Origin of the sequence: Campylobacter sp. CFSAN093233 (genome assembly GCF_011068165.1) — a bacterium.
In the GTDB taxonomy this organism is placed as follows: Bacteria; Campylobacterota; Campylobacteria; order Campylobacterales; family Campylobacteraceae; genus Campylobacter_D; species Campylobacter_D jejuni.
Window position 1 is genome coordinate 168908 of the sequence record NZ_JAAMWY010000005.1, and the last position, 22709, is coordinate 191616.

General features: G+C 28.4%; 19 protein-coding genes and 3 pseudogenes. 13 read left to right on the forward strand and 9 right to left on the reverse strand.

The window, feature by feature from the left end; translation table 11 throughout:
* Positions 1-92: 92 nt before the first annotated feature.
* A pseudogene (locus FBF15_RS09620) lies at positions 93-581 on the forward strand (DUF2165 family protein).
* Here the strand turns inward: FBF15_RS09620 and FBF15_RS03725 are convergent.
* On the reverse strand, positions 578-2107 hold the full coding sequence (locus tag FBF15_RS03725) for a DNA polymerase III subunit gamma/tau (protein ID WP_002867395.1): 1530 nt from the start codon (positions 2105-2107) through the stop codon (positions 578-580). The pseudogene FBF15_RS09620 and the gene FBF15_RS03725 overlap by 4 nt on opposite strands.
* Positions 2108-2110: 3 nt before the next feature.
* Entirely contained in the window at positions 2111-3409 is a 1299-nt protein-coding gene (gene rho / locus FBF15_RS03730; protein ID WP_002852852.1) for a transcription termination factor Rho, read from the reverse strand.
* Between the two features lie 108 nt (positions 3410-3517).
* Here rho and FBF15_RS03735 point away from each other — a divergent pair, with 108 nt between their 5' ends.
* Together FBF15_RS03735 and ccoS are read left to right on the forward strand one after the other, a co-directional pair.
* Positions 3518-5875 (forward strand): heavy metal translocating P-type ATPase, encoded by a 2358-nt coding sequence (locus tag FBF15_RS03735; RefSeq protein WP_072233205.1) that lies wholly within the window; start codon positions 3518-3520, stop codon positions 5873-5875.
* Positions 5872-6078 carry a cbb3-type cytochrome oxidase assembly protein CcoS gene (gene ccoS, locus FBF15_RS03740; protein ID WP_002852798.1) on the forward strand — a complete coding sequence of 69 codons (207 nt, stop codon included), beginning with the start codon at positions 5872-5874 and terminating at the stop codon, positions 6076-6078. The genes FBF15_RS03735 and ccoS overlap by 4 nt, the downstream gene beginning before the upstream one ends.
* A 22-nt stretch (positions 6079-6100) precedes the next feature.
* Here ccoS and FBF15_RS03745 read toward each other — a convergent pair whose 3' ends face one another.
* Positions 6101-6403, reverse strand: coding sequence for a cytochrome c (locus FBF15_RS03745; RefSeq protein WP_002852762.1), 303 nt, complete (start codon positions 6401-6403; stop codon positions 6101-6103).
* Positions 6404-6483: 80 nt separating this feature from the next.
* Between FBF15_RS03745 and gmhB the strand changes: the two are divergent.
* The 5 genes and pseudogenes from gmhB (at position 6484) to FBF15_RS03770 (ending at position 10696) form a co-directional block, all read left to right on the forward strand.
* Positions 6484-7045: pseudogene (gene gmhB, locus FBF15_RS03750) on the forward strand (D-glycero-alpha-D-manno-heptose-1,7-bisphosphate 7-phosphatase).
* Positions 7046-7999 (forward strand): ADP-glyceromanno-heptose 6-epimerase, encoded by a 954-nt coding sequence (rfaD, locus tag FBF15_RS03755; RefSeq protein ID WP_002872242.1) that lies wholly within the window; start codon positions 7046-7048, stop codon positions 7997-7999.
* Positions 7992-9377 carry a D-glycero-beta-D-manno-heptose-7-phosphate kinase gene (gene rfaE1 / locus FBF15_RS03760; RefSeq protein ID WP_165434564.1) on the forward strand — a complete coding sequence of 462 codons (1386 nt, stop codon included), beginning with the start codon at positions 7992-7994 and terminating at the stop codon, positions 9375-9377. The genes rfaD and rfaE1 overlap by 8 nt, the downstream gene beginning before the upstream one ends.
* On the forward strand, positions 9374-9934 hold the full coding sequence (gmhA, locus tag FBF15_RS03765) for a D-sedoheptulose 7-phosphate isomerase (RefSeq protein ID WP_023890815.1): 561 nt from the start codon (positions 9374-9376) through the stop codon (positions 9932-9934). Before rfaE1 ends, gmhA begins: the two co-directional genes overlap by 4 nt.
* Positions 9934-10696 (forward strand): annotated as a pseudogene (locus tag FBF15_RS03770) (glycosyltransferase family 25 protein). Before gmhA ends, FBF15_RS03770 begins: the two are co-directional and overlap by 1 nt.
* Here the strand turns inward: FBF15_RS03770 and FBF15_RS03775 are convergent.
* The gene (locus FBF15_RS03775) at positions 10682-11632 is read right to left on the reverse strand and encodes a glycosyltransferase family 9 protein (protein WP_165434565.1); all 951 of its coding nucleotides are present in this window, start codon (positions 11630-11632) and stop codon (positions 10682-10684) included. The pseudogene FBF15_RS03770 and the gene FBF15_RS03775 sit on opposite strands and share 15 nt — an antisense overlap.
* A gap of 58 nt (positions 11633-11690) precedes the next feature.
* Between FBF15_RS03775 and FBF15_RS03780 the strand changes: the two genes are divergently transcribed.
* From FBF15_RS03780 to FBF15_RS03795, 4 genes are all read left to right on the forward strand, one after another.
* The gene (locus FBF15_RS03780; RefSeq protein ID WP_165434566.1) at positions 11691-12506 is read left to right on the forward strand and encodes a glycosyltransferase family 2 protein; all 816 of its coding nucleotides are present in this window, start codon (positions 11691-11693) and stop codon (positions 12504-12506) included.
* A gap of 395 nt (positions 12507-12901) precedes the next feature.
* Entirely contained in the window at positions 12902-13717 is an 816-nt protein-coding gene (locus tag FBF15_RS03785; RefSeq protein WP_240694097.1) for an FkbM family methyltransferase, read from the forward strand.
* A gap of 12 nt (positions 13718-13729) precedes the next feature.
* Positions 13730-14881, forward strand: a complete 1152-nt coding sequence (locus tag FBF15_RS03790) for a glycosyltransferase family 8 protein (RefSeq protein WP_032591573.1) — start codon at positions 13730-13732, stop codon at positions 14879-14881.
* Complete coding sequence (locus FBF15_RS03795) at positions 14874-16073, forward strand: glycosyltransferase family 8 protein (protein ID WP_052817118.1); 1200 nt, start codon at positions 14874-14876, stop codon at positions 16071-16073. The genes FBF15_RS03790 and FBF15_RS03795 overlap by 8 nt, the downstream gene beginning before the upstream one ends.
* Here FBF15_RS03795 and FBF15_RS03800 read toward each other — a convergent pair.
* Genes FBF15_RS03800 through waaC form a run of 5 tightly spaced genes read right to left on the reverse strand, consistent with a single transcriptional unit; the run spans position 16070 to position 21840 of the window.
* Entirely contained in the window at positions 16070-17209 is a 1140-nt protein-coding gene (locus tag FBF15_RS03800) for a glycosyltransferase family 4 protein (protein ID WP_165434567.1), read from the reverse strand. The two genes, FBF15_RS03795 and FBF15_RS03800, sit on opposite strands and share 4 nt — an antisense overlap.
* A complete protein-coding gene (locus FBF15_RS03805; protein ID WP_052817115.1) occupies positions 17206-18384 on the reverse strand; it encodes a glycosyltransferase family 9 protein in 1179 nt (392 codons plus the stop codon). Before FBF15_RS03805 ends, FBF15_RS03800 begins: the two co-directional genes overlap by 4 nt.
* Before the next feature lie 3 nt (positions 18385-18387).
* A complete protein-coding gene (locus FBF15_RS03810; protein WP_165434568.1) occupies positions 18388-19938 on the reverse strand; it encodes a glycosyltransferase in 1551 nt (516 codons plus the stop codon).
* The gene (htrB, locus tag FBF15_RS03815; RefSeq protein WP_165434569.1) at positions 19935-20822 is read right to left on the reverse strand and encodes a lipid A biosynthesis lauroyl acyltransferase HtrB; all 888 of its coding nucleotides are present in this window, start codon (positions 20820-20822) and stop codon (positions 19935-19937) included. The genes FBF15_RS03810 and htrB overlap by 4 nt, the downstream gene beginning before the upstream one ends.
* The gene (waaC, locus tag FBF15_RS03820; RefSeq protein WP_165434570.1) at positions 20812-21840 is read right to left on the reverse strand and encodes a lipopolysaccharide heptosyltransferase I; all 1029 of its coding nucleotides are present in this window, start codon (positions 21838-21840) and stop codon (positions 20812-20814) included. The genes htrB and waaC overlap by 11 nt, the downstream gene beginning before the upstream one ends.
* A 65-nt stretch (positions 21841-21905) precedes the next feature.
* On the opposite strand from waaC, the gene FBF15_RS03825 reads away from it, so the two are divergent.
* Positions 21906-22700 carry a 3'-5' exonuclease gene (locus FBF15_RS03825; protein ID WP_165434571.1) on the forward strand — a complete coding sequence of 265 codons (795 nt, stop codon included), beginning with the start codon at positions 21906-21908 and terminating at the stop codon, positions 22698-22700.
* Positions 22701-22709 lie beyond the last annotated feature (9 nt).

Genomic DNA, 22709 nt, shown 5'->3' on the forward strand with positions numbered 1-22709 from the left:
TTTTATTAATAATATATTATATATAATTAATATTACTAAAATATATTATTAAAAGAGTATAAATGCAACAAAAATGTTTTTGCATAAGCAAAATGATTAGATTTTCAAAAATTATTATTTTGCTTACCGTTGTATCGTTAGCAGGTATAGTGGTTTTTGGAAATGTGACAGATTACAATTCTAATTTCCAATTTGTTTCGCATGTGATGAGTATGGATATAAAGCCTGATTTATTTAGGTAATGCTGTAGTTTATATGGCTATTACTTCTCCCGTGATTTATCATATAGGCTATATAGCAATTATTCTTTTTGAAACTTTTATTGCCTTAACAGCTCTAAAAAAGGTGCTTATGATATGTTTAAAGCTAGAAATTTAGATGCTCAAAGCTTTCATAATGCTAAGATTTTTTGGGATTATTTCTTTAACTTGTGTATTTTATGGTTTTTTGCCTTCCAAGTAGTTGTTGCAGAATGGTTTGGAATGTGGATGAGTAAGGTTTGGAAAGGTTTACCTGATACTACAAGATTGGTAACTTATATGTTTTTGGCTTTGATTTTCATCTCTCTTAAAAATGATTAATTTTCTATACTAGGCTCTCCAAAACAATCTTTAAGAGCCTCTTTAAGATCTTCTTGTGGGTCAAATTTTTTGGCCCCTTCTTTAAGCATATTAATAGAACTTTGAATATCTATGTTTTTATTTTCATTGTTTGGTAATTCTTGAGTTAAGGATTGAAGCTTATTTTCATCAATTGTTAGTACTTTTTGCACATTAATTTTAGCATTTTCCCCAAATTTAGCCTTAAAAAGTTCTTGTATGAGTTTAAAGCCTTTATTGAGTGTATCGCGATTTTGTCCTTGTGCATTTGAGCTTATATTTAAGGTATTGTTTTCAAAACTAATAAATTTCGTGCTTTGTTTAAAGCATTCTGCAAGATCAAAATCCCTATCATAAATACTATCAAGCAAGATTTCATAAGCATTTTTTTCTATTTTTTTCTCAAGATTAGGTATGATAGGAGAAGGTGTGATCCTAGGTGTAATATTTGTTGTATTTTCTTGTTTGATTTCTTGGATTTGTGCATCAATTTCTTTTAAATGGCTTGCTTCCATCATCATAAAAGCCATAACACAAATCGTAAAGCCATCATCATCGCAAAGCATATTTTTAGCTTTTGATAAAATACGGAAAAATCTTTCATAAATTAAAGTAGAAAATTCTGTACTTTTTGCAAAAAAACTTTCTTTTAAATAAAAAAGCATTTCATCGATCACGCTTGAGGCTTCATAGTCTTGTAGTTCTTCTAAGTATGCAAAAACTTTTTCTTTGTCTTTTGTTAAAATAGCCTGATAAAAGGCTTTGATTTTTTCAGGATCTAAAAATCCTAGCATATCTGTAGTTTTACTAATGCTGATTTCATTTTGACAAAAAATAATGGCTTGATCAAGCAAGGTTAAAGTATCTCTTAAAGATCCGTTGCCACTTCTTGCTATAAATTTTAAAGCTTCTTCTTCAAATTTAACATTTTCTTTAAGTAAAATTTCTTTAAGATGATTTAAAATTTCACTCTGGGGAATTTGTTTAAAGCGAAAATGTTGCGTTCTTGAAAGCACGGTAGCTGGGAGTTTTAAAGGATCTGTGGTTGCAAGTATAAATTTAACATAACTTGGGGGTTCTTCTAAGGTTTTTAAAAGTGCATTTGCAGCCTGTGGGGTAAGCATATGTACTTCATCAATGATGAAAATTTTAAATCTTGCCATAGAAGGGGTGTATTTGGTTTGTTCGATTAAGGCTTGTATATCTTCAAGCCCACGGTTGCTTGCAGCATCCATTTCTATAATGTCTATATGTTTGCCTTCAAGTGCTGCAAGACAGTGTTTGCAAGTGCCACATGGAGTATCACTTGGTCCTTGTTCGCAAACTAAAGCACGAGAAAAAATTCTAGCACTTGAAGTTTTTCCACTTCCTCTAAGTCCTGAAAAAAGATAAGCATGAGCTAAGCGATTATGATTTAGGGCGTATTTTAAACTTACGCTAACTGTCTTTTGTCCTATAAGTTCATCAAAAGTTTTTGGTCTGTATTTAATCGCTAAAGCTTGAAGCATTTTTTACTCGTTCATTATAGATAAAAGTTCTACATTGTCTTTGGTTTTAAGCATTTTAGAATATAAAAATTTCAACGCTTCAACATCATCCATTTGAGAAATCGCTGAACGGATCGCCCAAATTTTTTGAAGATTTGCTACGCCTTGGAGTAATTCTTCTTTTCTTGTTCCTGATTTGATGATATTAATCGCAGGATAAATTCTTCTATCGGCGATATTTCTATCAAGAACTATTTCGCTATTTCCTGTGCCTTTAAATTCTTCAAAAATCACATCATCCATTCTTGAACCTGTATCAATTAAAGCTGTAGCAACTATAGTTAAAGAGCCTCCATTTTCTATATTTCTAGCTGCACCAAAGAAGCGTTTTGGTTTGTGTAGGGCATTAGCATCCACCCCGCCGCTTAGGACTTTTCCGCTGCTTGGAGTTGCGGTGTTATAAGCACGTGCCAGTCTTGTGATACTATCAAGCAAGATGATAACATCTTTGCCTGTTTCCACCATTCTTTTGGCTTTTTCTATCACGAGTTCAGCTACACGCACATGATTATAAGCAGGTAAATCAAAAGTAGAACTAAAAACTTCGCCTTTTACACATCTTTGCATATCGGTAACTTCTTCAGGTCTTTCATCGACTAAAAGTACGATTAAATGCATTTCTGGGTGGTTTTTTGCAATAGCAGTAGCAAGTTCTTTCATAAGCTCTGTTTTACCTGTGCGTGGTGGAGCAACGATAAGCCCGCGTTGTCCTTTTCCTATAGGAGTAAAAAGATCCAAAACACGACCTGTAAGCTTCATTGCATCGTATTCGAGTTTGATTTTTTCTGTTGGAAAAATAGGGGTTAAGTTATCAAACAAAGGTCTTTCTTTGGCTTCTTGTAAAGGCAGATAATTGATCGCTTCGATTTTTAAAAGAGCGTAGTATTTTTCTTGATCTTTTGGTTCTCTAACTTGTCCTGTAACGATATCGCCTACACGCAGAGCAAATTTTTTAATTTGTGAATTTGAAACATAAGCGTCATTAACACTATCGCTAAGATTAGAGTCCATACCTCTTAAAAAGCCATAACCTTCGGAAGAAATTTCTAAAATCCCTGTAAAAAGTATAAAACCGCCTTTTTTTGTTTGTGCTTTTAAAATTTCAAAAATAAGTTCTTGGCGGCGAAATTCTCTTGGGTTTTCGATTTCACATTCATTGGCGATTTTAACTAGATTTTCTAAATCTAATAATTTTAATTCTTCGATTTTATAACCTTCCACTGGAACGTGGGTTCTTTGATGTTGTTTTTTTTCTTTTTCCATAAGTCCTCGTAAGATTTAGCAGAATAATTTTTGTAAAATGTGATTTTAATAAAAAAATGCACTTTTTGTCAAATTTGTTTATAATTATAAAAAATATTTTTTTAAAGAATGATTATGAAATGTGAACATTGCAAACTTGATTATAAACAAGCCCAAATGATAGAGTATAAGGGTAAATTTTTTTGTTGTAAAGGTTGTGAGAGCGTTTGGGAAATTTTGCATGAAAGTGGATTAGATGAGTTTTATGAAAAGCTTGGAAATCAAACTTTAAGCCCTGTAAATTTTCAAAATGAAATGAAAAATTATGATGAGTTTATCACTAAAACCAAAGAAGGATTTAGTGAAATTTATCTCATGATACACGGTATAGAATGTGCAGCTTGTGTGTGGCTTAATGAGAAAATTTTAACCAAACAAGAAGGAATTTTAGAACTTGATATTAATCATTTAAACCATAAAGCACGCATTGTTTTTGATGAGCAAAGTATTTCTTTGGTGCAAATTTTAAGACTTATTGAAAGCATAGGCTATAAAGCGAGTGCTTATGATGCGAGCAAGGCTTCAAAAAAAGCGGATTTACTAAAAAGGGAATTTTATTCTAAGCTTGTTGTGGCTATAGCTTGTGTGATGAATATCATGTGGATAGCAGTGGCAAAATACGCAGGATTTTTTAGCGGTATGGATAAGGACACTAAGGATATTTTAAATTTTGCTGAATTTATCCTTTGTTCTCCTGTGCTTTTTTATACGGGATCTCATTTTTATAAAAGTGCTTTTAAAACTTTAAAAATGCATAGTTTAAATATGGATGTATTGGTGATTAGCGGAGCGAGTTTGGCTTATGTTTATTCTTTATGGGCCATGTTTTTTAGGGTAGGGGAAGTGTATTTTGACTCTGTGGCGATGATAATTTGCTTTGTTTTTATAGGTAAATATCTTGAGATGTTTAGCAAAAAGCGTGCTTTAGATACCATAGATGGGCTTAATGATTTTTTACAAAATGAAGTTTTAGTTTTCAATGGTAAAGAATTTGCTCCTAAAGAAGTTCAAAAGGTTTGTTTAGGGGATAGAATTTTGCTTAAAACTGGAGATAAAATTTTAATCGATGGGATTTGTAAAAGTGGTGAAATGAGTGTGGATACTTCTTCTTTAAATGGAGAAAATACCCCAAAACTCATACAAAAAGAAGATGAAATTTTTTCAGCTTGTATAGTGCTTGATGGAAGTGTGGAGTATGAAGCAACAAAGCTTTACAAGGATTCAAAACTCAGTCAAATTATCCAGCTTTTAGAACTTGCAAGTTCTAAAAAAGCAAAACTTGAAAGTTTGGTTAATAGTCTTTTGGCTTATTTTTCTAGAACGGTTTTATTGATCGCTTTTATTTGTTTTGCTTTTTGGTTTTTTTATAAAGAAGAGAGTTTCGAAATTTCTTTAGTCAATGCGATTGCAGTTTTGATTATCGCTTGTCCTTGTGCTTTGGCTTTAGCAACGCCAGTGAGCAATCTTGTGGCTTTAGGTAGGGCTTTAAAAAAGCATATTTTATTTAAAAGTTCTAGCGTGATAGAAGATTTAAGCAAATGTGATTGTGTGGTATTTGATAAAACGGGTATTTTAACCAAAATAGAGCTTGAACTTAAAGAGGTTTTTTTAGATAAAGCGCTTGATTTAAACGAGCTTTATAATTTTGTAAAACTTTCTAAACATCCTATCTCTCAAAATATTGTGTTATATTTAAAGCAAAAAGGAGCTAAGGATTTAAATTTGGATTTTAAAAAGCATTCGAGTATTCAAGCTAAAGGTTTAAGTGCTGAGTTAAATGAAGGGTTGCTTTTAGGCGGAAGTTCTAAATTTTTGCAAGAAAAGGGTATTGTGGCTAAAGAATTTGATAATACGCATTTTATTTTTGCCAAGGAAGGTAAAATTTTAGCTTTTTTTGAGTTTGATAGTGTTTTAAGAGAAGGTGCAAAAGAGCTTATCGCTTATCTTAAAAAAGAAAAGAAAGAATTAATGATACTCAGTGGCGATCATCAAAAAGCAGTGGAAAAAATCGCTAAAAAGTTAGAAATTCAAAATTATCAAGCTTCTTGTTTTCCTGAAGATAAGATGAAAACTATAGAAAATTTAAGTAAAAATTACAAAGTTTTATTTGTAGGTGATGGGGTAAATGATGCACTAGCTTTAAAATACGCAAGTGTTTCAATGACTTTAAGAGAAGGAAGTGATCTAGCTATAGAAAGTAGTGATGTTTTGCTTTTGAAAAATGACTTGCTTTCTTTAAAAAAAGCCATCAAATTATCTAAAAACACCTTTAAAATTATCAAGCAAAATCTTGCTTTTTCTTTGTTTTATAATGCTTGCACCATACCTTTGGCTTTTTTGGGTATGATAAATCCTTTATTTGCTGCTATTTCTATGTCTTTTAGTAGTATAATAGTCGTTTTAAATGCTTTAAGGATTAAAGAATGAATAGTATAATCATGATGATGATAGGAGTTTCTATCTTAGCGTTTTTTATCATTTTGGCAACTTTGCTTTGGGGGATTAAAAATAAGCAATTTGATGATGATTATAAATTTACTACTTTAAATGATGATGAGGATTCTTTGCGTGATGCTATAGAATTAGAAAGACGTAAAAAAGAAGCTTTGGATAAAAAAAGGCTTTCTTGAAAAGGAAAGCCTTTTTTAGAAATTATTTTAAAGTTTCAATATGAGCTTCGATAGCTTTAAAATCTTCTTCAGTTAAACCTTTAAGGTTAAGTTTCATGATCGCACCTTGACCATAAGCATTTCTTTTACCTTCTGAATATTCTTTCATGTATTGAAGTCTTTCAGCAGAAGAAAGAGTTTTTAAAGCTGGAACTTTGTTTAAGTAAACTTTGTCAGCATTTGCACCATGGCATACTGCACATTTTTTAAAAAGTGTAGCACCATCTGCAGCAAAAGCAGAAACACCAAGACATGCCAAAGCAGAAACTACTAATAATTTTTTCATTTGATTTCTCCTCAGTAAAAATTAGATTGCCAGATATTATATATCTTTATTTTTATAAAAATCTTAAGAAAATAAAGATAATGTTTATTTTCTTTTCAAAAAAGCTATATTATAATGTTTTTTATGAAAACAAAAGCATTATTTTTAGATAGAGACGGTGTGATTAATATAGATAAAAAATATGTCTATAAAATAGAAGATTTTGAATTTTGTGATGGAATTTTTGAACTTTGTAGATATTTTTTAGCTAAAAAATATTTGCTTTTTATAGCGACAAATCAATCAGGCATTGCAAGAGGATATTATAAGGAAAGTGATTTTTTTAAGCTTTGTGATTATATGCTTAAAGAATTTACTAAACAAGGTATAAAAATTGATAAAATTTATCATTGTCCGCATTTAGAAGGTTGTGAATGTCGCAAACCTAAAGCAGGAATGCTTTTAAAAGCAAAAGATGAGTTTAATTTAGATATGAAAAATTCTATTTTTATCGGAGATAATCTAAGCGATATGCAAGCAGGGTTAAATGCTAATATTGGCACTTTGGTTTTAGTAAATGAAGAAAAAAAAGAAGGCGATTTTTTTAGACAATTTAAAAATTTAAAAGAAATTTTGAGTTTTTTTAAAGAAAAGGACATTTAAATGAGAGTAGCAATCACAGGTGGTGCAGGATTTATAGGTTCGCAACTGGCTTTAAATTTGCAAGAAAAACATGAAATTTTAATCATTGATAAAATGCGTAGCAGTGCGACTTTTGAAAATGGAAATTTACAAAGTTTTGGACATTTTAAAAATTTACTTGAATTTGATGGAGAACTTTTTGCAGGTGATATTAACGATGAAAAAGTTTTAAAAAAGATTGAAGATTTTAAGCCAGAGATTATTTTTCATCAAGCAGCAATTTCAGACACTACAGTTTTTGATCAAACTAAGGTTTTGCAAACCAATTTAAATACTTTTAAAGATTTTATAGAACTTAGCATAGATCTTAATGCAAAGCTTATTTATGCAAGTTCAGCTTCGGTTTATGGTGATGCAAAAAGTCCACAAACTGTAGGTAAGGATGAAGAACCAAAAAATCCTTATGCTTTTTCAAAATTGATGATGGATAAGTTAGCGAAAAAATATTACGATAAAGCTCATTTGGTAGGACTTAGATATTTTAATGTTTATGGAAAAGGCGAATTTTATAAAAACAAAACCGCTTCTATGGTTTTGCAATTTGGCCATCAAATTTTAGCAGGAAAAAATCCACGATTGTTTGAAGGAAGTGATCAAATTTATAGAGATTTTACTTATATTAAAGATGTTATTAGTGCTAATTTAATCGCCCTTGATTCAAAATGTGGGGTTTATAATGTAGGCAGTGGTAAAGCAAGAACCTTTCAAGATATAGTTGATATTTTGCAAAAAGAGTTAAAGACTGATTTGCCTTGTGAATATATCCCAAATCCTTATGTAAAATCTTATCAATTCCATACTGAAGCAAAACTAGATCAAACTTGGGATTATCAGCCAAAATTTAGTCTTGAAGAGGGGATTAAAGATTATTTAGATGAGATAAAAAGACTTTTTGAAAAGGAAGTAAATGCTTGAGTTTTTAAGCCAGCAAAAACCTAAAATTTTAATTATAGGGGATTTTATGGTGGATAATTACACTTGGTGTGATTGTTCGCGTATCAGTCCTGAAGCCCCTGTTTTGGTAGCTAAAACTCTTAAGGAAGATAAAAGATTAGGCGGGGCTGCGAATGTTTATGCAAATTTAAAAAGTTTAGGGGCTGATGTTTTTGCGCTTGGTGTTGTGGGTGATGATAAGAGTGGGAAATTTTTACAAGAAAATTTAAAAGGAGAATTTTTGATCCAAAAAGGACGCAAAACCCCTTTTAAAAATCGCATTATGGCACACAATCAGCAGGTTTTAAGACTAGATGAAGAAGATACAAGTGAGATTTTGCTTGAAAATGAGCTTATTGCTTTGTTTGATGAAAAGATTAAAGATTTTAAAGCTGTGGTTTTAAGCGATTATGCTAAGGGTATTTTAACGCCTAAGGTTTGTAAGGCTGTGATAAAAAAGGCTAAGGCTTTAAATATCCCTGTTTTAGTTGATCCTAAAGGGAGTGATTTTAGTAAATATAGCGGTGCAACCTTGCTCACGCCTAATAAAAAAGAAGCTTTAGAAGCTTTGAAATTTGAAAATTTAGAGGGTGAAAATTTAGAAAAAGGGATTAAAAAATTAAAAGAAGATTTTTCTTTGCGTTATTCTATTATCACTCTTTCAGAAGCGGGGATTGCGCTTTTTAATGAGGGTTTAAAAATCGCACCTGCTAAAGCCTTAGAAGTTTATGATGTAACAGGAGCGGGCGATAGTGTGATTGCCGTTTTGGCTTTTTGTTTGGCAAATGGGATTGAAATTTTTAAAGCTTGTGAACTTGCCAATGAAGCTGCAGCCGTTGTGGTAAGTAAAATAGGTAGTGTGAGTGTGAGTTTTGATGAGATTAGAAGTTTTAAAAGTATGAGTTTTGAGAAAAAGATCAAAAGCAAAGAAGAGCTTTTAACGCTTTTAAAACAAAATGATAAAAAGATTGTTTTTACAAATGGTTGTTTTGATATCGTGCATTTTGGACATATAAAATATCTTGAGAAAGCTAAAAGATTGGGCGATGTTTTGATTGTAGGTTTGAACTCAGATGCGAGTGTGAAAAGACTCAAAGGTGAGAGTCGTCCTGTAAATTCAGAGTTTCAAAGAGCTTGTATGTTGGCAGCTTTTTATTTTGTAGATTTTGTAGTGATTTTTGATGAAGACACACCTTTAGAACTTATAAGCTTTTTAAAGCCTGATATTTTGGTTAAAGGAGCTGATTATAAAGATAAGCTTGTTGTAGGTTCAAATTTGATTTCAAGAGTTGAATTAATCGATTTTGAAGAAGGATTTAGTACGAGTAAGATTATAGAAAAGATTAAGGATAAAAAATGATAAATTTAGTAGAAAAAGAATGGCAAGAACATCAAAAAATCGTTCAAGAAAGTGAAATTTTAAAAGGACAAATCGCTAAAATAGGTGAGCTTTTATGTGAATGTCTTAAAAAAGGTGGTAAAATTTTAATTTGCGGAAATGGTGGAAGTGCAGCTGATGCACAGCATTTTGCAGCTGAACTTAGTGGGCGTTATAAAAAAGAACGCAAGGCTTTAGCAGGTATAGCGCTTACAACCGATACTTCAGCGCTTAGTGCTATAGGAAATGACTATGGTTTTGAGTTTGTTTTTTCAAGACAAGTGGAGGCTTTAGGAAATGAAAATGATGTTTTAATCGGCATTTCAACCAGTGGAAAAAGTCCCAATGTTTTAGAGGCTTTTAAAAAAGCAAAAGAACTTAATATGCTTTGTTTAGGGCTTAGTGGAAAGGGCGGTGGAATGATGAATAAGCTTTGTGATCATAATCTTGTTGTGCCAAGCGATGATACGGCTAGAATTCAAGAAATGCACATTTTAATCATACACACACTTTGTCAGATCATCGATGAGGGTTTTTAATGAAAGTTTTTATCATAAATTTAGAGCGTTCTTTAGATAGAAAAGAGCATATGAAAAAACAAATTCAAAAGCTTTTTGAAAAAAATCCTAGTTTAAAAAATAAAGTTAGAATTTATTTTCTTTAAAGCTATTGATGCTAAAAATAAAGAACATTTGGAATTTAAAGATCATTTTCCTTGGTGGGGTTCTTGGGTTTTGGGTAGAGAGCTTTCTGATGGAGAAAAAGCTTGTTTTGCTAGTCATTATAAACTTTGGCAAGAATGTGTGAAGCTTGATGAGCCTATAATCATCCTAGAGGATGATGTGGAATTTAGTGATGAATTTTTAAATAATGGAGTAGAATATATAGATGAGCTATTAAAGAGCAAATATGAATATATAAGACTTTGTTATTTATTTGATAAAAGATTGTATTTTTTGAACGAGAGTGGATATTGTTTAAGTTTTGAAAAACTTTCTGGAGCTCAAGGTTATGTACTGCAAGTAAGTGCTGCAGTGAAATTTCTTAAATATGCTAAAAATTGGATCCTGTAGATGATTATATGGATATGTTTTATAAACATAATGTGTTAAATTATAGTTAAAAAGCTTTTATTATTAAAACATGATTGTAGAATAGAAAGTTCAATTTCTCAAGCTGGACGTTTATTTTTGAAGGCTAAATTTTACAGAAAAATTATTAGAGAAATTTTTAGACTTTCTAGAAATATTTTAAAACTATCTTATGCTTTTTACATTAAGAAAAAATTAGATATTAATTAAATTTTGAATTGCCTTTAAAATCACTTCAGGTTTTAAATCTTTCATGCATTTGTGGTGTTTTAAAGGGCAGGTTTTTTGCATACAAGGCATACAAGCTAGATCTAAATGCACCCATCTTGCATTTTGATTTTGCCAAGGTGAAGTTTGAGTAAATTTCGTAGGGCCAAAAATAGCTACGGTTTTTACCTTATAAACCGCACTTATGTGCATAGGTCCACTGTCATTTGTGATGAAAAGATCGCAAAAAGCGATATTTTGACAAAGGGTTTTGATGGTGGTTTTATTGCAAAGATTTTTTACTTTTATGTTTTGTTCTTTTAAAATTTGATAAATTTCATTACAAAGTTCTTGTTCGGCTTTTCCTGCGCCAAAGATTAAAATCTCATGACTTTGGCTGAAATTTAAAGCCACTTTAGCAAAATAACTCGCATCCCATCTTTTTGCACTTCCAAAGCTTGCGCCAGGGTTGAGTCCTAGAATTTTTTTGCCATTTTTTAAGACAAGAGGGCTTTGAAATTTTAGCTTAAAGGGAAGCTTTAAGTCTTTAAAATGAGCTTTTATGCCAAGTGAGTTTTCTATAAAATAAAGGTATTTTAAAACTTGATGTTCTTCTTTGTGCTTGTTTTTGTCAAAAAAATATCTTTGTTTCGTTTTAAGAATATGCAAGATAATCTTAGAAGAAAACGCAGACCTAAAAGCAAAGCTAAAATCGATCTTACCAAGTTCTTTGCGTAAAGATAGAGCTTGTTTATAACGGGATAGTTTATTTTCTATGATGATTTTAGAATTAGGAAATTCTTTAAAAAGTGCTGTGGAAACCAAAGATCCATAAAGGATAAATTGGGCATTTTTAAAATGTTCTTTTATAGCGTATAAAGCAGGTGAAGCCATCACTGCATCGCCTAGCCAAGTGGGAAGATGTATAAAAATTTTCATAAATTTCCTAAACTTTGATAGAATTGTTTTTATTATTTTAACAAAATTTAGGAAAAATATGCCACAACTTTCGATCATAATCCCGCTTTTTAATTCTTGTGATTTTATTTCAAGGGCTTTGCAAAGTTGTATAAATCAGACTTTAAAAGATATTGAAATTTTGATTATTGATGATAAAAGTAAAGATAATAGTTTAAATATAGTTTTAGAATTTGCTAAAAAAGATCCAAGGATAAAAATCTTTCAAAATGAGGAAAATTTAGGCACTTTTGCAAGCAGAAATTTGGGAGTTTTACATTCTAGTTCTGATTTTATAATGTTTTTAGATAGTGATGATTTTTTGACGCTTGATGCTTGTGAAATAGCGTTTAAAGAGATGAAAAAAGGTTTTGATTTACTTTGTTTTGATGCCTTTGTGCATAGAGTAAAAACCAAACAATTTTATCGTTTTAAACAAGATGAAGTTTTTAATCAAAAGGAATTTTTAGAATTCTTAAGCAAACAAAGGCATTTTTGCTGGTCGGTTTGGGCGAAGTGCTTTAAAAAAGATATCATCTTAAAAAGTTTTGAAAAAATTAAAATAGATGAGCGTTTGAGTTACGGCGAAGATGTGCTTTTTTGTTATATTTATTTTATGTTTTGCGAGAAAATAGCTGTTTTTAAAACTTGTATTTATCATTATGAATTTAATCCAAATGGAAGATATGAGAATAAAAATAAAGAAATTTTAAATCAAAATTATAAAGATAAAAAGAAAAGTAATGAAATCATAAAAAGACTATCCAAAGAGTTTTTACTTGATGAATTTCATCAGAAATTATTTGAAGTTTTAAAGAGAGAGGAAGCTGGAGTGAAAAATAGATTAGATTTATAGCATATATAAAAATTTATTTTTTTTGATTATAATTTTAAATATTTTTTATTGTGGAGTTTACAATGTATAAAACGTATAAATATATTAAAAATCATTTTGAACATTATAAAGAAATTTTTATCTTTAAAAAACTTTGTTTTTTAAGAATTAAAACAACATTTATTTTAGGTGCTGGTTTAGAATTAAAAAAGCGTATATATAATTTTTTTGGTATTAAATGGCATACTTTTAGTTTTGTAAAGAATAATTTTTTTAAAGAGCTTAAAAAAATTAATAGTTGTTGTATTAGATTGGATTCTCCTATGTCTTTTGAAATTGCAAAAATGATGACTTTAGATAAGGAATTGTTTTTGAAAATTAAAGAATTTGATAAAAATTTAAACCAAGAAAGTAGAATGCTTTTTTATAAAATAATATCAAGAATGTTGTTAGCTTATCAAAATCCAAAACGTTTTGTTTTAGCTGATGATAATGAAAAAAATGAATTAAAGAATATTCAAAATAATTTTTTTTCAGAAATTTTTAGATTACAAGATAATAAAGAACCAATTTTTTGCTATAAAGGATATTTTTTACCTATAAGGCAATTTGAAATTAGTGTTTTTTTAAATAAACATGGCTTATATTTATTTGAAGAGTTAACTTTAAATAATATTAAAAATAAAGACATTATAGATGTCGGTGGTTTTGTTGGTGATAGTGCTATTTTTTTTGAAAAAGAGGTTACTTTAAAAAATATTTATAGTTTTGAGGCAACCAAAAGTAATTATGATTTAATGTTAAAAACTTTAAAATTAAACAATTCTTCAAGAATTGTTCCAATTAATAAAGGATTAGGAAGTAAGAATGAAATTTTAAATATTACAGTAAACGGTGGCGGATCTAGTTTAATTTCATCAAGTGTTAATGGTGATAATATTGAACAATGTGAAATAATAACTTTAGATGATTTTGTAGAAAAACATAATATAGAAGTTGGCTTTATCAAGGTGGACATAGAAGGTTTTGAACAGGAATTTTTAAAAGGTGCAATTAATACAATTAAAACACAAAAACCTGCTATGCTTATTAGTATTTATCATAATTATTCTGACTTTTTTCAAATTAAACCTTTGGTAGAATCTTGGGATTTGGGATATAAAATTAAAATATTTAAACCAGTGGATGGAGATATTAGCACAGAAACAGCGCTTATGTGTGAAGTTGTTTAGAGGTTGATTTTTATGTTTCATATTGTTTTAAATCTTAATGATGATTATGCAAAATATGCTTCTGTTTTGATTTCTAGCATTGTAAAACACACTGATACGGCTAAAACATTTGCTGAAATTTGCAAAGAAAATCATATTTTTGATGCATATCCTAATATTAAAACTGCTTATAGTAAAAATGAAGAAGGGTATGTTTTTCATATCTTAAGTGATTTTCTTTCAGATGAAACAAGAAATAGGTTAGAAGATTTAAAAAAAAGTTTGGCAAGGTTATATCCTTGTGATATAAAAATTTACATTATTAATAATGATAATTTTAGAAATTTTTTACATTGGAAGGGTAATTTTGTAGCTTATTATAGATTAATGATAGGTTCTATATTGCCATCATATGTAGAAAAATGTCTTTATATGGATGTGGATATGTTTTGCTTATCTGATATAAGAAAATTATTTTTTGTTGATTTAGAAGACAAGGTTTTAGCTGCGGTTACTGATTTTGCTACTTGGAATATTAGATTTTTAAAATTTAGAAAATTAAAATATTTATTTAAAGGTTTTTTAAAATTTTCTAGAGAATATTTCAACTCTGGATTATTGCTTATCAACTTGAAAGAATGGCGTAGACAAAATATAGAAAGAAAATGTTTATATATTTTAAAATATTATAAGTGTATATTACCAGATCAAGATGCTTTAAATATAGTAATTAAAGAAAATTACATCAAACTACCTTTGTCTTTTAATTTTTTTACAGTGTGTTATGCTACAAATTATCTTAAAATTATTTATAAAGATGAAATTTCTAGTTTTTCTAAATTAGATTATTTTAAAGAAGTAGGTATGATGTATAGTAAAAAGCAATTTATTGAGGCTTTAAACGAGCCTTTTATTTTGCATTATTCGGAAAAACCTTGGGCAAGATATTATTTTTTAAATTCAAATTATCAACCGATTATATATTCAAAAGATATTTTTTCAATGTGGTGGAAAGAAGCATTTGAAGTATTATGTTTTAAAGAAGAATTGGCTTTGTTGAAAAATGAAGATTTTTCTTGGGTGAATTATATTAAGTTTTTAGCCGAAAAATTAAATATAATTGAAAGAAAAAAATATAAATTAAGAAGAAAAATGCAAATATTATGGAATAAAATAAATGTATAATATTATATTTAGTGCTGATGAAAATTATATAAAATATACTGTAGTATTAATTACTAGCATTATTAAAAATACTAATGCTAATAACGATTTTTTAAATAATATTTATCATTTTCATATATTAAGCGATTTTTTAAGTGATAGCATAAAAGAAAAATTAGATAAATTACAAAATGAGCTAAGTAAGATTTATCCTTGTAAAATATCAATTCACATTATGAAAGATGATGAATTTAAAAATTTTCCAAGTTCAGGTGCTGCACATAGTTTAAAACTTCCTTATTATAGATTGAAATTTATTTCTTTGTTTGATGATAGCATTGATAAGTGTTTGTATTTGGATTCTGATATGCTTTGTATGTGTGATATTAGAGAGCTTTTTTACATAGATTTAAAAGATAATATTATAGCAGTAGTAGGTGATCCAGGAAGCAAGAAAGCAAAAATTAAATTTATGGAAGATGGTAAAAAAAGAGTTTTAAAATTTGATGAAAATTATTTTAACTCAGGATTTTTGTTAATTAATCTTAAAGAATATAAAAAAGCTTTTATTGAGCAAAAGTGTGAAGAATTAGCTAAAAATTGCGTTTATATTAAAGCAGCTGATCAGGATTTATTAAATGCAACTATTTCCAAGGATAAAATTTTAAAACTTGATTTTGCTTATAACTTTAATATTATCACACTTTTATATACTGTATGCAAAGATGAAAAGAAAAATAGATTAAATTATACAAGAAAAGAATTTATTCAAAGTATGAAAAATCCAAAAATATTGCACTATGGTGAAAAGCCGTGGAGATTTTTACATTCTTATAAAGATTTTTATGGAAAAAATATTAATGATTATTGGTGGGATATAGCAGAGGCAACACCTGTTTTTAAAGAAGAATTATCAAAACAAAAAAAAGAAATAAAAGATTATTTACTTTATGCAGGACTTGGTTATACCTTATATTATTTTTGTAAAAAATATCAAATATTTAGTATAAAAAAACTTCTTAAAACAGATAAGGATAAAGAGTTAATGGAGTTCGCAAAAGATTTAAATGATGAAAAATATGGGCTTTATTGTATGCTTGGAGAAATGGTTTTGTATGCTAGAAAGCATCAAAAAGGCGTAATTAATATTATTTTAAAATCATATAAAATGATTAAAATGTATGAGAAATACGCCCACAAATCAAAATTTTAAGAATTTATAAGTTTTTCCCATTTTTGCATAATTATTTCTTGGCTGAATTCTTTTTGTACTTTTTCTTTGGCGTTTTTGCCAAATTTTTCTCTTAAACTTTCATCTCGCATTAATATCTTAAGCTTATTTGCAAATTCTTGTAAATTTCCATCTTCTATTAAAAACCCACTTTTTTTATTATCTATGATATCGCTTGGACCAGTATTGATATCAAAAGCAATGCTTGGAATGGTATAGCTTGCACTTTCAGCTAAAACCATTCCAAAACCTTCAAAATGACTAGTCATTACATAAATACTTGCTTTTAAGTATTCTTCTTCTATATTTTGATTAAAAGGCAGTAAAATAATGGAATGTTCTAATTTTTTAGCTTGTATTTTATGAAGAATTTCTTCTTTTAAAAGCCCATCTCCTACGATATGAAGCTTCCATTCTTTAAAATTTTCATCTTTTTGTATTATTTCCCATATATCAATGAGTCTTAAAAAACCCTTTTGATCGCCCTTATCCATTCTTCCCGCACTAAGTACGACTTTTTGCGATAAATTGCTTGTTTTTAATGGTGTAAAGGGGATAAAATTAGCTATATTGTAAATATTATTGTTTGATTTTTCCCATAAATGTTTTTGTTTATTGGATAATAATATTAATGACTTATAGTATTTTAAATCTTTCATATATTTACAGTGTCTATAAAAATTATCATAATCTAAATGGATTAATTTAAATATATTTAAATCTTTGTTTTTTTTAATTGCGGGTAAAAAGTAATTATTTTGCAAAACATTATCTATAATTATGTCATTTTTACTCCACTTAAATGAAAATAATTCTTTTTTTACTCTATTTAATTTATAATTGGTGTAAATTTTGAAAAATATTTTAAAGATATGAAAAATATTCTTTGGAATTTTTTTAGATATTCTAACTAATAAGCTTAGTTGATTATTTGTATCTAAAATTATAAGCTCCACATTTTCATTGAGTTTATATGAAATTTTTTTGTTTTGAAAGCTAATACTTAAGATTTGTGTTTTGTAACCTAAATCAGAAAAGGCGTTTGCAAGATTAACCACAACTCTTTCTCCACCACCACCTAAGCTTATATCTTGTATAGTGAGTATGATTTTTTTCATTGCAACTCCTTTGAATATTTTAAATCTATTAACTTACAAATCTCATTAGCTTCTATTGTATTTAATAGCTTTTTATCAAATCTCCAATATTCTGAATATTTATTTTCTAAAGCTTTTTGTGCGATAGGTGTAGATATGTTTTTTTGTGTTAAAAATACTTCTTTGGGATAATTTACATTTTCGGCAAAACAAGCACCACTAGAAATACAAATAATATTTTTGCTAACATTGCAAGCTAGATGATAACCGCCGCTGTCATTTGATATTACTAGTTTAGCTTTGCTGGTGATATAAACAATATCTTTTATGTTATATTTTCCACAAATTGATATAATGTATTGTTTTGAATTAATAATTTTTCTAGCAATTTTTTCTTCATTTTTGCTTCCTGCTATAAAAGAAATAATGCCATATTTTTTATATAAAAATTCACAAACTTTTTCATAATTTTTTGCATCCCAAATTCTTGCTTTGTCTTTTGAGCCTGCAAAAATAATAGCATATTTTGTATCGAAATTAAAATTAATATTTTTATAATATTGCATATTTAATTCTAAATTAATTTTAAAATCTATGGTTTTATTAAATAAGATTTCAAAAAATTCTTTGTAATGTAAGGCTTGAAAATCTTCTTGTTTTTTTAAATAAATAGCCTTTGTAAATACTGTATTTGCAATGCGTTCCCTGTCATTAAGACTTAGTTCAGAGCAACCATAAATAAGACCAATTTTTTCTTTAGCTTGGATACAATTTACATTGTTTTCCGTGTTTTCATGTAGTTTATGAAAAGCTGAAATTAAAATATCATAATTGATATTTGGCATGACATAGGCATTAAAACCCATATTTTGTTTGAAATAAATAAATTCATCAATGCTATCTTTGTCATACTCTAAACATAAGTCTTTAAAACTTTGCTCTCCAATAATACTAATGCGATAATTTTTATAATAGGTTCTAATTTCTTTTAAAAACGGACGAAACATTAAATAATCACCCAATCCAGCACTAAAGTGAATGGCTAATGATTTTGCATACTGTTTATTATTAAGCTGTATTTTGTAAGATTTGTTATTTGGTTTTAAAATTTTCATTATTTTATAATTTGTTTTAATTCTAAACAGTAAACCAAAATAAATATACCCTTTAACAAGTTCTTTTAGTTGTACTCTCATTTTTTATCCTAACCAAGAAATATTTTTATTTTTAATAGTATCTAAATAAATTTTATGATTGCTTTCAAGCATTTTTTTGCTATTTTCTTCGTGATAAATATGATAAGCAATAGCTTTAAATTTTAAGCGTCTAAAAATACCTTTATTAAATAAAAATCTAGCAACAAATTCGCTATCTTCTCTACCCCAACCAATAAAATTTTCATTAAAACCATCAAGTTCATCAAAATCAGTTTTAAAAAAACTCATATTACAGGTTTTACTGCCCCTTACTATTTCCTTGGTATCAAAAAATTTTTGCTCTATTTTTGAAAATTTATAGATAATTTTAGCTAAAAAAGAATTTTTAGAACTTTTAAAATCTTTTTTATTAAAAGCTAAACTATAATTATTGTTTTTTAAGATTTCTTCGCTTTCATTTTTATTTAAAATTACTCTTGAACCTTGTAAAATTACTTTGCGTTTCGCAAATTCTAAATGATTTTTTACAAAGTCTTTTTCTAAAATCATATCACCATCAATTAAAATTATATATTCACTTTTAGAAGCTTTAATAGCATTATTTCTACTTTTTGCAGCACGAAAACCCTCATCTTCTTGCCAAATGTGTTTTAAAGGGCAAGGAAAATCTTTTTGATATTCTTCAATAAGCCTTGCTGTATCTTCTTTGCTACCATCATCTGCGATTAAAACTTCATTGGGTAAAAAGGCTAGATTTTTAACACTATCAAGCACTAATTTAAGGCGTTCTTTTTGATTATAAGTTGTTATTATTAAAGCGCAAGTTTTTGGCTTTTGCTTTTGAAGTTCATATAATTTCATGTATTTAAAAAAAGTCCCTAAGGCATTGCAAACGCTAATTATAAAACCCTTATAACCATATAAAAAGCCATTTTTTAAAAAATAATTTCTAAAAAAAGTCCAAAAAGCTCTTAAATTTGCTTTTAAAACACCACTTTTTTTGTGTATATTTTGTTTTGCCCAAAGGCTTGAGTAGTACTGCATTTTGTCAATTAGGTGGGAAATATCTCTAAAAGCATAATGCCTTAATCCATTTTTAAGATGAATTTTTTTAGCATTACTTGGTAGAATAAGACTTTCATGTACTAAATTATCATTAAAACGAGTGAAATTTTTATTAAAAATTCTTAAAACATAATCAGGCCACCAACCACATGCCTTTATCCATTCGCCTTTATAGAGATTTTTACGACTAAGTGTGATGATATTATCTTCTTGAAGTTCTAAATTTTTAAGCTCTTTAATACACTCATTTTCAAGCACTTCATCAGCATCAATGCTTAAAATCCAATCATTTTTTGCATAACTTAAAGCAAGATTTTTTAAAGCTCCAAAACCTATAAAAGCACTGTGATAAATGTGCAAATTAGCAAAATCTTTTTTAAATTCATTAGCTATTTTTAGGGTATTATCGCTACTTTCATTGTTAAGTAAAATAATTTCATCAAAACCTTTTAAAGAATTTAAACACTCAAGCAAGGTTTGCTCAGCATTTTTTACGATGATAATAACGCTTATTTGTTTTAGATTCATTTTGCATCCTTGTAAATTTCCTCATTATAACTTGCAAAGCGTCTATGAAAAAAAAAGTATTCCCAAGGTCTTTTTTTAATCATTTCTTCGCAACTTTGTGCTTGATAAAGTGTCAGTTCTTCTAAACTTGCATTTTGAGAATCTTTTGCTTTAAAAAACTCTATGCAAAATTTACCATCTTCTTTATAGGCATAAACAGGGATGATCAAAGCATTGCTTCTTTGTGCGATAAGGCTTGCTCCCATTTGATAATTCACTTCTTTGTTAAAAAATTTTAATCTTACGCTTTCGTTTTCTACACAGTCTTGATCAGTTAAAATTCCCAAAGCTCTCTCCTTTTTTAGAGCACTTAGCATTTGTCTTATACCGCCTTTTTTGTCGATAAGTTCTATGTCAAATTGGGTGCGACTTTGGCTTAAAATTTCATACATAACTTCACTTTTTAACTTTTTTCCTACTATGGCAATCGCACCATATTTAGCCGCATAAGCAAGGCTTAAAATTTCCCAGTTTCCATAGTGTGCAGTTGTGAAGATAATAGGACGCTTTAAAGCTAGAGCGTCTATAAGTAAATTTTCATTGATGAAATTTACTTTATTGAGAATTTTTTCTTTGGTGGTGTTTTGATTTTGCAAACAATCAATTCCAAATTGAGCAAAATTTTCATAAATTTTCAAAGACAATTTATCGCGTTCTTTTTGAGTGTATTGAGGGAAGCAGATTTGCAAATTTGTATCGATGATTTTGCGATGTTTTTTGTTAAGATAAAAAGTGATTCTTGCTACAATCAAAGCTAAAAAATGCAAGATACACTCAGGCATAAAAGTAATAAAAAATTTCAAAATATAATAAAGACTAAGATATATTCTATCGCTATTTTTCATTAAGTAAGCCTTTGGCAAGATTGAAGATATCTTCTTCTTCTATACGCGTGATACAAAAATCACTTTTATCGATATGCTTGGCATTTTGAATTTTTTTACCTGTATCAATGATTTTATTGATATGAGTTTGAAAAGCATTGCGGTAGCTTGGTGTTGCACCAAAAATCGTAATAGATGCTTTATTTAAAGCAAAAGCTAAATGTGTTGGACCGCTATCATTTCCTATGATAAGATCCATCATTTTTGTAAAAGCCATTAGCTCTTCAAGATTAAATTTTGGCGCTAATTCTATATGTGTTTCATCAATACCACTAAGATTTAAAACCTCTTTAGCAAATTCGTATTCTTTTACATTTCCCCAAGCGAGCCAAATTTTTGTTTGTTGAAATTCATTGATTAAAAGTTTGCAAAGTATAGCAAGTTTGGTTTTAGGATAGATTTTATTTTCTACACTTGAGCCCACATGTATGAGTATGTTTTTTTCGTTTTTGTCGAGTTTGAGTTTATTATTTAAGAGTTGTTTTAAATTTTCATCTACGCTAAAAATATCTTGTTTAAAGGCTAAATTTTTGACATTAAAATCAGTATTTAACATAAAGGAGGTAAGACTTAAGTATCTTACAAATACATTTTCATTGTAATCTAACTCAAGTTTTTGGTTGTAGAAATTATGAGCAAAACTTTCTTTAAGACTATTTTTATCAAAACCAAAATTATTTCTACTTAAAATTCGACTTACAATAGCAGATTTTATGAGCCCTTGTAGATCTATTACTGCATTATAGTTGTTTTTTCTTGCTTTAAGAAGAATTTTTAGGCTTTTTAAAATTTTTTTGTCTTTTAAGGGCAGGGCATAGAGTTTGTCTATTAAAGGATGGTTTTTAAGTATGCCTTCAAATTTTTCATCTACAAACCAATGAATTTCTATACCTTTTTTAAAATTTTTGATAAATTGCAAAACTACGGCACTTTGTATAATATCACCAAGTGCTGACAAACGAACAATTGCTATTTTCATTAAAAGCCTAATATTTTAAAATTTTTGCTATGATTTTAGCGAAATTATTTAAAAAAAGGTTAAAAATGGCAAAAAATGAAGGTTATATTTGTGTTTTTGATTGTGAGAGTGTGCCAGATGTTGAGCTTATCCGCAAAACTTTGGGTTTTGAAGGAAGTGATTTAGAGGTAAGTTTAAAAGCACTTCAGTGGCAAAAAGAACAAAGTGGGAGTGAGTTTTTGCCTTTGCCTTATCATAAAATTATCAGTATTTGTGCGGTTTTAAGTGATAATTTTGGAAAATTTATCAAAGTAAATAAAATTGATGGACAAAATGAAAAAGAAATGATTGCTAATTTTTTTAATTTTATAGAAAATTATGAGCCAAAATTAGTCAGTTTTAATGGTAAAAATTTCGATATGCCTGTTCTTGTTTTAAGGGCTTTAAAATACAATTTAAAGGCAGCAACTTATTTAGATACTCAAAGTGATAAATGGAATAATTATAAAACAAGATTTTCAGAATTAAAACATTGTGATTTATTAGAATCCTTGGGATCTAATGGACGTGGAATAAAGCTTGATACACTTTGTTCTATGGTGGGTTTGCCAGGAAAATATGATGTGCATGGCGATGAGGTAATGAAACTTTTTTATGAAAATAAACTTGAAAAAATCCACGAATATTGCGAAGGCGATGTTTTAAACACTTATATGCTTTTTTTAAAATATGAACTTATTAAAGCTAATGTTGATGAAGAAGATTATGTTGATTTTCTTTCTTATATGAGAGATTTCTTGCGTGCAAAAAAATCAGATCGTTCTTATACAGAAGTTTTTGCAAAAGCTTGTGAGAGTGAAATTTCAAAAGTTCGATCTTAAGTATTTAAG